At 69.4% G+C, this 12,090-nt stretch carries 10 protein-coding genes; 2 read left to right on the forward strand and 8 right to left on the reverse strand.

Annotated features, from left to right (window positions below):
* Positions 1–44: 44 nt before the first annotated feature.
* From LDO22_RS05925 to LDO22_RS05940, 4 genes are all read right to left on the reverse strand, one after another.
* A complete protein-coding gene (locus tag LDO22_RS05925; RefSeq protein ID WP_224027171.1) occupies positions 45–1,304 on the reverse strand; it encodes an MFS transporter in 1,260 nt (419 codons plus the stop codon).
* Between the two features lie 197 nt (positions 1,305–1,501).
* Positions 1,502–4,588 carry an SMC family ATPase gene (locus LDO22_RS05930; protein WP_224026451.1) on the reverse strand — a complete coding sequence of 1,029 codons (3,087 nt, stop codon included), beginning with the start codon at positions 4,586–4,588 and terminating at the stop codon, positions 1,502–1,504.
* Entirely contained in the window at positions 4,585–5,763 is a 1,179-nt protein-coding gene (locus tag LDO22_RS05935) for an exonuclease SbcCD subunit D (RefSeq protein ID WP_224026452.1), read from the reverse strand. Before LDO22_RS05935 ends, LDO22_RS05930 begins: the two co-directional genes overlap by 4 nt.
* A 57-nt stretch (positions 5,764–5,820) precedes the next feature.
* Positions 5,821–6,753 (reverse strand): aquaporin, encoded by a 933-nt coding sequence (locus LDO22_RS05940; RefSeq protein ID WP_224026453.1) that lies wholly within the window; start codon positions 6,751–6,753, stop codon positions 5,821–5,823.
* Between the two features lie 221 nt (positions 6,754–6,974).
* On the opposite strand from LDO22_RS05940, the gene LDO22_RS05945 reads away from it, so the two are divergent.
* Positions 6,975–8,060: an ADP-ribosylglycohydrolase family protein gene (locus tag LDO22_RS05945; RefSeq protein ID WP_224026454.1), complete on the forward strand. Its 1,086-nt coding sequence runs from the start codon at positions 6,975–6,977 to the stop codon at positions 8,058–8,060.
* Here the strand turns inward: LDO22_RS05945 and LDO22_RS05950 are convergent.
* Both LDO22_RS05950 and LDO22_RS05955 read right to left on the reverse strand, forming a co-directional pair.
* A complete protein-coding gene (locus LDO22_RS05950) occupies positions 8,041–8,520 on the reverse strand; it encodes a DUF4395 domain-containing protein (RefSeq protein WP_159631674.1) in 480 nt (159 codons plus the stop codon). The two genes, LDO22_RS05945 and LDO22_RS05950, sit on opposite strands and share 20 nt — an antisense overlap.
* Positions 8,521–8,599: 79 nt before the next feature.
* Positions 8,600–9,661, reverse strand: coding sequence for an exonuclease domain-containing protein (locus LDO22_RS05955; protein ID WP_159631673.1), 1,062 nt, complete (start codon positions 9,659–9,661; stop codon positions 8,600–8,602).
* Positions 9,662–9,743: 82 nt separating this feature from the next.
* Between LDO22_RS05955 and LDO22_RS05960 the strand changes: the two genes are divergently transcribed.
* On the forward strand, positions 9,744–10,538 hold the full coding sequence (locus tag LDO22_RS05960) for a VTT domain-containing protein (protein WP_159635376.1): 795 nt from the start codon (positions 9,744–9,746) through the stop codon (positions 10,536–10,538).
* A gap of 106 nt (positions 10,539–10,644) precedes the next feature.
* Here the strand turns inward: LDO22_RS05960 and rdgB are convergent, their stop codons facing one another.
* Both rdgB and rph read right to left on the reverse strand, forming a co-directional pair.
* Positions 10,645–11,292, reverse strand: coding sequence for an RdgB/HAM1 family non-canonical purine NTP pyrophosphatase (rdgB, locus tag LDO22_RS05965; protein WP_159631672.1), 648 nt, complete (start codon positions 11,290–11,292; stop codon positions 10,645–10,647).
* Entirely contained in the window at positions 11,289–12,047 is a 759-nt protein-coding gene (gene rph / locus LDO22_RS05970) for a ribonuclease PH (RefSeq protein WP_159631671.1), read from the reverse strand. The genes rdgB and rph overlap by 4 nt, the downstream gene beginning before the upstream one ends.
* Positions 12,048–12,090 lie beyond the last annotated feature (43 nt).

Genomic DNA, 12,090 nt, shown 5'->3' on the forward strand with positions numbered 1-12,090 from the left:
GTAACGCCGTAGCGGACCGGCGCCGCCCGCAGGGACGTGCCGTGTCAGGCTTTGCGGCGGAGGACGACGGCGGTTCCCGCGCCGAGCACGGCCAGCGCCGCCGCCGCGAAGACCGGGACGAGGAACGCGGCTCCGGCCCCCTGGAGCTGGGCCAGCTGTCCCCCAACAGAGGACCCGATGGCTGTACCGGCGACAATGCCGCTGGCCAGCGCAGTCATCACGGTGCCGAGCCTGCCGGCGGGTGCCACTTTCCCGCCCACGGCGAAGACGGTAACCATGACGGGACCCACCGGGAGTCCCAGGACCAGCAGGACTGCCGCCATCATGGGCAGCGATGACGGTACCAGCAGCAGGACCGCGAGACCTGCCATCAGGACCGCGCAGGACACCCAGCGCAGCGCCAGTCCCGCACGGCGCGGCCAGTATGCAACCGAGAGCGCCGCGGCGGCGGAACTGAGGCCCATGACGGCATACAGCAGCCCGGCGATTTCCGCGCCGGCAAGCCCGGCAGAGAAGGCGCTCAGGGCGGCCTGGGTGGAACCAAAGAATGTGCCCATGCAGGCCATGGCAAGGACGGGCAGTGCCACGGTCCACGGCAGCTTACTGCCGTGCGCAGCATCCTTGCGGGTCCCGGGTGCCGCCGGCCGGCTGGCGGGGACAGCCCGGTGGGTTGGATGAACGGCGAAGAGAGGCACCAAAATGATGGTCATCGCCGCTGCCAGGACCAGCGGAAGCCACGGCGCCACAAGGCTGGCCAGGATCCCCACCAGGGCCGGTCCCAGGACAAAAGTCACCTCGTCGGCCGTACTCTCGTAGGAAAGCGCTGTGTCCAGGTCACGGGCAGCCCCACCGGATGATGCCGTTGGATCTCCGGCGTCGGCCGTGAGCGACATCCACCTGACCCGGGCCAGGGGCCCAACCTGTGGGCAGGTGGCACCGGCCGCGAAGGCAGCCGCAAGGACAGCGGGCAGGAAACCGCCCGAAACGCCAGCGGTATGGGCGGCGAGGACCAGGGCCAGCACGGCCACTGTGTTGAATACGGCCGCCAGCAACAGGACCGGCCGCTGTCCCCGCCTGTCCGCAAGGGATCCCAGCACGGGAGCCCCCAACGCGGACCCGATACCAACGGCGCCTGCTGCGGCTCCACCGGCCGCAAAGGAGCCGCTGGCGGATGTGGCCAGGGTGAGCGTGCCCATGGCCAGCATGGCCAGGGGAAGCCGCGCAAAGAGGCCAAGGGGAATGAAACCCCTGCCGGCCAGTTGGGGAAGGCGGGTAAAGCGTCCCCGCGCTGCCGCTTCCGTCATGTCCGGGTCAAGGGTTTCCCGGGATGGAGATGCCTGGACAGGGGCGGTGCCGGTGGATGAGGGGGTGGTTTGTGGTGTCACGTCGGGGCTCGTTCAGTACGTGCGCATCGTCCCTCCTCCCGATGCGCGCAACCCGGTAACACCGATCAGTATATCGGCCCCCGTCAGGGGTTGCGCAGAGGATAGGCAGGGGTTGGTCAGAGGAGGGCGTCGAGGCTTTCGGAGATCCGCAGGGTTGAGCCGTTGCGGTTCTTGACCACCTGCAGTTGGGTGCCGATCCGCTGTTTCATTTCGGCCACGTGGCTGACCAGTCCCACGACCCTCCCGCCGTCGCGGAGTCCTTCGAGGGCATCCATGACTTGCTCCAGGGACTGGTCGTCCAGGCTCCCGAAGCCCTCGTCAACGAACAGGGTTTCGATTTCCACCCCTCCGGATTCCTGCTGGACCACGTCCGCGAGCCCCAGGGCCAGCGAGAGGGAGGCCATGAAGGATTCGCCTCCGGACAGCGTGGAGGTGTCCCGGCGGAATCCCGTCCACTGGTCCACTACTTCCAGGCCCAGCCCTGACTTTGCTCCGCGGGCTGCCTTGGCGTCAGTGTGCTGGAGAAGGTAGCGGCCGTCGCTCATGGCCACCAGGCGTTCGGAGGCCGCGAGGGCCACCTGCTCCAGCCGCGCGGCCAGCACGTAGCTGGTCAGGCTCATCCGGTAAGTGTTTTCGCCCCGGCCAGCGGCGGCATCGGCCAACCCGGCAAGCATCTGCGCACGCTCCGCCGGCTCGCGCGAGGAGCCGGCCAGCGCTGCATATTCGGCGGCGATGGACTTCAACGACGCCAGGCAGCGGGCAGCCATGCCGGCAGCCAGATCGGCTTCGCGCGCCACATTCCTGGCTGTCGCCGCGTCCAGGCGCAGCGCCGCCAGCCGCTCCTCATCCGCTGTGAAGCCGCCGGCGGCTTCGTCCAGGGCGAGCACAATGTCCTCCGACTCAAACAGCCCTGCCACGCGGGCTGCCTCGTCCTGGGCTGCACGGACGGCGGACTCGAGGGCTGCCAGTTCAGCGGGCCCGAGGAGCTGGCTGCGGGCATCGTCGGCGCTTGCGAAGCCGGCATCTGGCAGGGCCAGTTCCAGGTGTTCCTGTGCTTCGGCGGCCTGCAGCCGGGCCATATCCAGCCGCGCCTGCGCTTCGACGGCTTTGTCCAGTACAGCCACGGCCTCCTCAAGTGCCCGCAGCCGGCGTTCCAGGCTGCGGTGGCCGCCCCGGAGGCCGGTAAGCGCCGTGTCCAGCGACGCAATCTGTTCGGCCAGGTCGGCAAGGGACGCTGCCGTCCGGGACAGCTCCACTTCCGTTTCGGACAGCGTGGCCCGCGCCTGGGTAAGGGCGGCGTCCAGGGCGTCCAGCCGCTGCCGCCTGTCCTGCAGCTCCTCCGCAGCCTGCTCGGCGTCCGCCGCCGCAGCAAGGGCCTCCTCCGCGCCGGAGCGGGCCTCCTGCACGGGGGTAGTCCCACCTTGACCGGCGAGGACCGCCACTGCCTGCTCTGCCTCGGCAAGGTCTGCGGCGACCAGGGCATGGGCTGCCTCGGCGGCTTCGTACAGACCGTGGGCCCGTTCCTCATCCTGGGCCAGGGCCGGGCCTCCGGTTCCCGCATCCGCCGGGCCGGGATGATGTCCGCTTCCGCAGACGGGGCAGGGTTCCCCGGCAACCAGCCCCGCTGCCAGTTCCGATGCAGCGTTGGCCAGCCGTTCCTCCCGCAGGTCCAGCCAGCGGCGTTTGGCCTCGAGGAGGTTCTCCCGCGAGTCGCCGTGGCGGCTCTTGACCCGGTCCCTGCGTTCGATGGCTGTCCCGTGCCGCCGGACGACGTCCAGCAGCTCCGCCGCCGCAGCAGCTTCCTTGCGCCGCAGCGCAGCTTCCACCGAACGGGCCTCCAGCTGGTCCATGCCGTTGGCCAGCTGTTCGCGTTCCGCCACCAGGCGCTCGGTGCGCCGGCCCAGTGTCTCCACGGCGAGCTCCAGCTCACCCAGCCTGCCGGTGAGGCCTTGGTGCCGCTTCCGCAGCTCCTGGAACCTGTCCTCGTCGGGCAGCCGTGCCTCGACGACGGCCAGCAGCGATCGCAGGCGGCCCAGTTCCTCCGGAGCCCCCGGCATGCTCCCCCAGGCGTCTTTTGCGGTTCCGGGGCTGGCATCGGCACTCTCTGCCGGTCCACTGCCGAGCTGGGCCAGTTCGCCGCCGTCCCCGGCGGCCAGGCGGAGCAACGTCATGGCTGATTCGGCGGCCGCGGCGGCGGCACGGACTTTGGCAGCTGCAGCGTCCACAGCCTGCAGTTGCCCGTGAAGAACCTCTGCCTGGCGGTGCCGCCCAAGCCGGGCGCTGGTTTGTTCCCGCTGCGCCGCCCCTGCCTCGACGGCCTTTTGCCGTGCTGTCGCGGCTGCGAGTTTGCGGTGCCGTTCATGGCGGGCAGCCTCCTGCTCAGCCTCTGTGCGGCGCGCCTGGTTCACAGCCTCAGCGGCGGCGGCCCGCTCCGTGAGTTCCGCCAGGCGCACGGCAGCAGACGCCTGCAGCCAATCAAGGCGGCGGGGGATGTCGTCCGCCGGCGGCGCCTCCTCCTCGGGAAGCTGGAGCGGGGCGGCCTCGGTTTCGGCACGCGCGGCCAGGATGCCGAGTTGGCCGGACAGCACGGCCACGTCCTCCCGCGCGGCGGCGGCCTGCCGTGACAGTTCCTGTTCCAGGGCTTCAAACCTCTGGGTACCGAAAAGCTTCTGCAGCAGGTCCAGCCGGTCAGCAGCCTTGGAGCGAAGGAAGGCAGCGAAATCACCCTGCGGCAGCATCACCACCCGGGTGAACTGTTCGCGGTCCATGCCCAACAAGGCCATGATCTCCGCGCCCGCTTCATCGTTGCGGGCAGACTTCTCCACCCAGGCCCCGCCCACCCGTTCGCGGAGCAGCGTCTTGGCCTGCTGGACCGTGAAGCCGTTCTTTCCGCGGGTACTGGGCTTCTCCCACGCCGGGGACCGGGTCACTTCGAAGCGGCGGCCCTGGGCGGAAAATTCACAGGTAACGGCGGGGTCCTGCCCGGGCTCGGCATGGTCGCTGCGCAGCCGCTTGCCGTCCTGCCGTGCCCCCGGAACGGAGCCGTAGAGCGCAAAGCAGATGGCATCAAGCACGCTGGTTTTGCCGGCGCCGGTGGGCCCGTTCAGCAGGAACAGTCCGTGTGCGCTGAGCCGGTCAAAATCGATGTCCTCGGTTCCGGCAAAGGGCCCGAACGCCGAAATGCGCAGATGGTGGATCCTCACCGCGACACCTCCAGGAGCCTGACGTTCTCCAGCGCGGCCGCGAGCGCGGTCCTTTCCGCCGGGTCAGCGCTCCTTCCCCGCACGTGGTCCAGGAACCCGCAGCAGACGGCGAGGTCGTCCGGGGCGCCTGCGAGCCTGCTGCTGTAGCTGGCCTCCGTGGCGGCAGTGGCGCCTTGGGGATCAAAGGCAAGGACCAGCGTGTCAGGGAACCTGGCGCGCAGCCGTTCCATGGCACGGGTGGGGCGCTGGGAATCGGTAAGGGTGACCTGGCAATAGGCGGTTTCAGCCCATGCATGGGCCGGATCCCCCAGGAGATCCTCCAGCGGTCCGCGGAGAACGGCCAGCGAACGCGGGGCCTCCCAGAGGACTTCCGCCACCGACGCGACGCCCTCCGGGCCGATCTCCACCAGCCAGGCGCCCTTCTGGTGCGTGGACTCCGAAAAGGAATAGGCCAGCGGCGACCCCGAATACCTGACGGAACCGGACAGCTTCTGCCGGCCATGCAGGTGGCCCAGCGCGGTATAGCTGAACCCGTCGAAGAGGTCCAAAGGAACAGCTCCCACGCCGCCAATGCTGAGGTCCCGCTCGCTGTCTGAACTGATGCCTCCGCTGGCGAAGGTATGGGCCAGGACCACTGAGTGGACGGTGCCAGACGCGGCGCGCCGGGCGATGTCTTCCCGGATCAGTCCGGTCGCGGCGCGGGTGACCTCGAAATGGCTTGCCGTTTCCACCCCCAGCTGTTCGGCGACCATCCTGGGCTCAAGCCACGGGATGCCGTAGAGCGCCAGCGTCGCCTCCTTCCCGGCCGCATCCGTTCCCAGCGGCAGCAGCAGGGGCTGGTCCAGGTCCTCCACCCTGGTGCGCAGGTGCACTCCCCCACGTTCCAGCAGCCGGGAGGCGAACCCCAGGCGGATGGCGGAGTCGTGGTTGCCGCTGGTGAGGACCACTTTCGCGCCTGCGGCAGTGAGCCGGACCAGGGCGTCGTCAAGAAGGTGGACCACGTCCACGCCCGGGAGCGCCCGGTCATAGACGTCGCCGGCGATCAGGACGACGTCGACGCTGTCCCGCTCAACCGCCGCCACCAACTGGTCAACGAAGGCCCGCTGGGCATCCAGCATTCCGACGCCGTGGAAGGAACGGCCCAGGTGCCAGTCCGAGGTGTGAAGTAACCGCATGTTCCTAAGCTATCGGCAGCCACTGACAGTGCAGAAAAACGCCGCGGCAAACAGCGCTCAGGACCTTTTGCCGTCAAAGAACTCCTGTGCCTCGCTGACACCGCGGGCTTTCTCCTGGCGGGCAGCCGCCGCAGCGGCAGGCTCATTCACGGCAACAGCGTCGGCGTCATCATCGGCGTCATCGTCAGCGCCGGTGTCATGCCCGGCAGCCTCCACGTCGGCAACGGGTGCAGGGGAACCGGTCACCTCGCCGATCCGGAACACCAGCCCCGCGATGGCAGCGCCGGCCAGCGGCGCCACCAGGAAGACCCACAGCTGCTCCACGGCCCAGCCGGAGCTGAAGACGGCGGACGCAACGGCACGTGCGGGGTTGAACGGCAGGTTTCCCACCGACTGGCCCACCTGCAGCAGGGCGGCAAATGACAGGCCGACGGCGACGGGCGCCACCGTGCGGGCGCCTCCGTCACGGCCGGAGGCTCCCAGGAAGACAGCCACGATGATGGCGGCACCCAGCAGTTCCAGGAGGACGACGGCGGCGAGGGGCGCCTGGATGATGGAGTGCTCACCGAAGCCCGCGGCCACGGTATCGAAGGCGGTGCGGCTGTCCGGGATGCTGGGCAGCGTGCGCAGGATGCCGAACAGGGCCAGGGCGCCCACCAGGGCCCCGACGAGCTGGGCGGCAGCGTAGGCGGCGGCCGCGCCGGCCCGGATCCGCCCGGCCAGGAGGTGCCCCAGGGTGATGGCAGGGTTGAAGTGGCCGCCGGAGATATGTCCGAAGGCCAGCATGGCGGCGGTAACGGCCAGGCCGGCAGCCAGGGCGGAGGGGACCGGGCTGGACTGCGGAATGCTGAACAGGGGCACACCCAGGCCGGCCACCGCCAGGAAAAGGCTGCCAAAGGCCTCGGCCGCCAGGCGGGGCAGCAGGCCGGTGGGTGCGGCAGGCGTGCCGTCGGGCTGCAGTGCGTCGCGGGCTGGGACAGGGGTGCTCATGATGGGACCTTTGCTTGTGGGGGTCTGGGGTTCGGGCTGCCGGGGTGGCTCGGGCGCCGCGGCCGTCCAGCGATGTGCCGCTTCCCGTCGATGGTGGCGCCGGGCAACCCGAGCAGTATGCCAGTCCCGGCTGTGCGTTTGCTGGACGGCAGCTGTCTGTCGGGTTGCCGGACCCCGGTATGCAGCGCGGGCCTCCGGGCTGCGGACGGTAAATTTACTCCATGAGCTTCGACCACGGCATCCCCGCGCCCACCCTCAAGTCCCGCATCCACGGCTCCCTCCTGGGCGGGGCGCTGGGCGACGCCCTGGGCTACGCCGTGGAATCCGATTCCATTGCGGCGATCCGGCAGCGCTTCGGGGCGCAGGGCCTGGCTGGCTTTGAGGACCTGCAGGGCCCGTGCCATTTTTCCGACGACACCCAGCTGACCTTGTACACGGTGGATGGGCTGGTGGAGGCGCTGGAATGGGCCAACTCCGGCGTGGGCGCGGACGTGAACGCCTGCCTTTGGCTGGCGTACCTGCGCTGGCTGGCCACCCAGGGTGAGGAGGCCGGGCCGTCCGCACCGGCACCCCAGCCCCGCTGGATCGACGGCAACGAGGTGCTCCGGCAGCGCAGGCGCCCCGAGGGGGAATGCATTTCCGGGCTTGCCAGCGGTGAAATGGGAACCATCAGCCGCCCGGTGAACCCCGGAGCCAGGGGCGCCGGCACGGTGATGCGTTCGGCACCGTTTGGGCTGGTGCCGCACATCACGCCCGACGCCGTCTATAAGCTCAGTGCCGACGCCGCCGCCCTGACGCACGGGCACCCTTCAGCCCGGCAGAGTGCGGGCATCTTCAGCCTCCTGATCCACCGGCTGGTGTCCGGCGTGGGGCTGCGGGACGCCGCCGCCGGGGTTACGGCGCACGCCGGCGACCTTGTGGACGTCGCCCCGGAGCTGCCGGAACGCCTTGAGGCGGCCCTCCGGCTCGCGGACAAGGCGCTCGTCGGGCCCGAAGAACTGCTCCAGGTGCTGGGCGGGGGCCGGACAGCGGAGGAAGCCCTCGCCGTCGCGCTTTATGCCGTCATGGCCACAGCCCCGGCCGACGGGGCGGACACACAGCCCGTTGACCATTTCCGTCGTGCCATGGCCGTTGCCGTGAACCACAGCGGCCCCAGCGATACCGCGGGTTCGCTGGCAGGAAACATTCTGGGAGCCCTGTACGGTGAGGACTGCCTCCCGGCGCAGTGGCTCGGGGCCCTGGAAGCGCCGGAGGTGGTCCGCGGCATGGCCGATCAGCTGGTGAAGGTTACGACCGGCGAAGGCTGATGTTGTTGCAGGCTTCGCAGACGTCCTCCGGGATCACTCCGCGGCGCTGCAGGAACCCGAAGATGGTGCAGCCCAGGCAGAAACCCGCGAAGGCTTCCAGCGAGGCAGCAATCACCAGGATGCCCAGCAGCGTCCAGGCTGCCGGCGCCGCGCCGGCGGCGAAGAGGAGGAGCGCGCCGGTGGACACTGCCGCACCGATTCCCTGGGCGAAACGCTTGGGCGGCCCGGAAACCAGCTTCACCCTTCCCAGCCGCGGGGTGATCACCTTGACCGACAGCAGCGCCAGGGGCGAAATCCGCGGGCCGAAGAGCAGCCGCAGCCAGAATCCGGCGGCAATCGCTGCCAGCCCCCAGCCTGAATTTGCCACCGCGGTGACGACGGCGAGCAGCACCACGAGCGCTGCCGTGGTGCGGGCGGCGTATTCATTGACGGGGTTGGGGAAAGTGAACAGGGAGGCCATCCCGCAAGGGTAGGAGCCAGCCGCCGGAGCGGCCAAGCTTTATTGCGCCGGATGACTGTGCGCAGCCCCCGCCCGGGGATCAGGCGCTGACGGCGGGTGCGCGGGCGCCGGCCCAGGCTTCCCCGGGACCATCGAGCGGCCCCCGGGCATCCGCGCCGCCCACCATCTGCAGGAACTCCCCCTCGGACAGCACTTCAATGGCCTGCCCCCGGTCGTGAAGCTCCAGGACCCGGCGCGCCTTGCCGGTGAGCCTGCCCGAGCGAAGGTCCGAGGCAACAAACCCGTCCCCCACCACCAGGACGGTGGTCCGCGCGGTGACCCGGCTCTCGGTCCGCGCCCCGCACCGGGCCGACCGCAGTTTGGCATCCGGACGGTTGATGGAGAGCTGCCCGGTGAACACCACCGTCTGGGCGTACAACGGGTGCCCGGGCTCGGCGTCAAGGTTGGGCTCCGGGTTCAGTCCTTCCTCCGGCCAGCCGGACTGGAACCGGCGGACCAGGGTGGCCCCGTTGCCGGAGTTGCCTGCCAGCGCCGCGAGGCTGGCTTTGGACAGGTCGTCCGTGGCGGGGTCGAAGGCCTGCTGCCGTGGCATGGCCAGCCCCAGGGACAGGTAGAGTTCGGCGATGCTGTTGGCACCGTTGCGGCCGGCGATGTCGACGAGGATGCCGGCGCAGGCGCGGGCATCCTCCGCGGCGTCGTGGTGGTTGACCAGCGGGACGCCCGCTTCCTCGGCGGCGAAAGGCAGGGAATTGGACACCAGCGAATAGCAGCGACGGGACAGCATGACGGTGCAGACGTAGTCATAGGCCGGGCCGGGCAGGCCGGAGACTTCCAGCGCCGAGCGGATCACGCCGAGGTCGAAGGCGGCGTTGTGCGCGGCCAGCACGTCGTCGCCGATAAATGCGCCGATTTCGGGGAACAGGTCGCCAAAGCGGGGCGCGCCGGCGACGTCAGCGGCGGTGATGCCGTGGATCCTGACGTTGTTGTGGTCGAAGGAGTCGTATCCCGACGGCGGACGCATCAGCCAGGAGGCCTCCTCAACGATCCGGCCTCCCCTCACCTTGGTCAGCCCCACCGAGCACGGGGAGCCACGGAAGCCGTTGGCCGTTTCGAAGTCGATCGCAGTAAAGTCCAAACCCACGGCCCCTACCTTACCGCCGCGGCCCCCCGGCCCCGGGGAGCACAGGCCCGTCAAGTACCCTTGAGGGGTGAACTTTCCTGTGATGAATGACCTCGCTGTGTCCATGCTGGGCGGTGCGGGACCGGTCCAGCCGAAAATGGCTTCCTTCCTGCCCGATTGGCTGAACCCCCAGGTCTTCCTGGCCGATCCCGCGCTGGCCCCCTGGGTGGTCCTGCTGGTGTGCGGCATCATCTTCGCCGAGACCGGCCTGCTCATCGGTTTCTTCCTGCCGGGCGATTCCATGCTGTTCACGGCGGGCCTGCTGGTGGCCACGGGCACCATCAAGTTCAACATCTTCGCGTTCGCCGCGTTGATCGTGGTGTCCGCGATCATCGGCAACCAGGCCGGCTACCTGATCGGATCCAAGGCCGGCCCCGCCATCTTCAACAGGCCCAACTCCAAGCTGTTCAAGCGCGAAAATGTCGAGAGCGCCCACGCATTCTTCGAAAAGCACGGCGGCAAGGCACTGATCCTGGCCCGCTTCGTGCCTATCATCCGTACCTTCGTGCCCGTGATCGTCGGCGTGGCGCAAATGAGCAAGCGAAAGTTCTTCATCTACAACGTCATCGGCGCCGTGCTGTGGGGCGGCGGCGTCACGCTCCTCGGCTACCTGCTGGGCGACAAGGTCCCGTGGGTCCGCGACAACCTTGACATTATCTTCATCGTCATCGTGCTGGTCTCGGTGGTCCCCATCGGCATCGAGCTCCTGCGCGGGCTGTCCGCACGGCGGCAGGCGAAGGCATACGGCACCGACACCGTCGACGAATACATCGAGGAACACGAACCGGAAGAGGAGCAGAAGACTCCCCGGAACATCCATCGCGGCCGGCCGGAGTAGCAGTCCTCCGCCCGCACCCGACACCCAAAAAGGTGCGCACCCCGCCGGGGTGCGCACCTTTTTTGCTGGGTCCGATTTGCGGGTTCCCGCGGCCCCGCGCCTTGTCCTAGCCTGCGGCTTCCAGTGCCGCCACGATGGACGGCAGCAGCGCCCGGAAGGCCTTGCCGCGGTGGCTGATGGCGTTCTTTTCCTCGGCGGACAGCTCGGCGCAGCTGCGTTCCTCGCCCGCCGGCTGCAGCACGGGGTCGTAGCCGAAACCACCGGCACCGCGCGGTTCACGCAGGAGGATGCCCTCCAGCTGCCCGTACTCCACCACCTCGCGCCCGGGGCCCTCCGCGTCCGCGGGCACGGCCAGGGCGGCGGCGCACACAAACGCGGCACCGCGGTGCTCGTCGGGAACATCGGACAGCTGGTTCAGCAGGAGTTCCAGGTTGGCGGCATCGTCACCGTGCCGCCCCGCCCAGCGGGCGGAGAAGATGCCCGGGGCCCCGCCCATGACGTCCACGGCAAGGCCGGAGTCGTCGGCGATGGCCACCAGGCCGGTGGCCCCGGCCACCGCACGCGCCTTCAGCAGGGAGTTCTCGGCGAACGTCACGCCGGTCTCGACGACGTCCGGCGCACCCGCCGCAGCGGCGTCCACCACCTGGGTGTCGACGTCGAGCCCTGGCACCTGTCCGCGCAGCAACTCACGGAGTTCGCTGAGTTTGCCTTTGTTGTGCGTGGCGAGCACCAGCCGGGGAGCCACACCGGTCACAGGGTGTCCGCGAGGGTCTCGCGCTGGATGGCGGCCAGCTGGGCCGTGCCCAGCAGCGCGAGGTCCAGGAGCTGGTTCAACTCGTCCCGGTCGAAGGGCGCGCCCTCCGCAGTGCCCTGCACTTCGACGAACTTGCCGGAGCCGGTGACCACCACGTTCATGTCGGTCTCCGCCCGGACGTCCTCCACGTAGGGCAGGTCCAGCATGGGGACGCCGTCGATGATTCCCACGGATACTGCCGCGATGGTGTCGATGAGCGGCTGGGCATTCCTGGCGATGAGCTTGGTGTCGCGGGCAAACCGGATGGCGTCGGCAAGCGCTACATAGGCGCCGGTGATGGCTGCGGTCCGGGTGCCGCCGTCGGCCTGCAGGACGTCGCAGTCCAGGACGATGGTGTTCTCGCCCAGTGCCTTGGTGTCGATGATGGAGCGCAGCGAACGCCCGATCAGGCGGGAGATCTCGTGCGTGCGGCCGCCGATCTTTCCCTTGACGGATTCGCGGTCCGAACGCGTGTTGGTGGCGCGCGGCAGCATGGCGTACTCGGCCGTGACCCAGCCGCGGCCCTCGCCCTTGAGCCAACGCGGGACCCCGGCGGTCAGTGATGCCGTGCACAGGACCCTGGTGTTGCCGAATTCGATCAGCGCCGATCCCTCAGCCTGGTTGGACCATCCGCGGGTGATGCTGATGGGCCGGAGCTGGTCGGCTGCGCGGCCGTCGGCGCGCACAATGGGTACTGCTGTTGCTTCAGATGTCATGCCTTTAGCTTATCGAGTGCCGGTGCGGCAGGCAGGCGCCGTG

The organism is Arthrobacter sp. NicSoilC5 (genome assembly GCF_019977395.1).
Lineage (GTDB): Bacteria > Actinomycetota > Actinomycetes > Actinomycetales > Micrococcaceae > Arthrobacter.

Coding starts and splice junctions, on each gene's coding strand:
- LDO22_RS05925 (WP_224027171.1), bottom strand. CDS start 1,304: ATGACGGAAGCGGCAGCGCGGGGACGCTTTACCCGCCTTCCCCAACTG.
- LDO22_RS05935 (WP_224026452.1), bottom strand. CDS start 5,763: ATGCGGTTACTTCACACCTCGGACTGGCACCTGGGCCGTTCCTTCCAC.
- LDO22_RS05940 (WP_224026453.1), bottom strand. CDS start 6,753: ATGAGCACCCCTGTCCCAGCCCGCGACGCACTGCAGCCCGACGGCACG.
- LDO22_RS05945 (WP_224026454.1), top strand. CDS start 6,975: ATGAGCTTCGACCACGGCATCCCCGCGCCCACCCTCAAGTCCCGCATC.
- LDO22_RS05950 (WP_159631674.1), bottom strand. CDS start 8,520: ATGGCCTCCCTGTTCACTTTCCCCAACCCCGTCAATGAATACGCCGCC.
- LDO22_RS05960 (WP_159635376.1), top strand. CDS start 9,744: ATGAATGACCTCGCTGTGTCCATGCTGGGCGGTGCGGGACCGGTCCAG.
- rph (WP_159631671.1), bottom strand. CDS start 12,047: ATGACATCTGAAGCAACAGCAGTACCCATTGTGCGCGCCGACGGCCGC.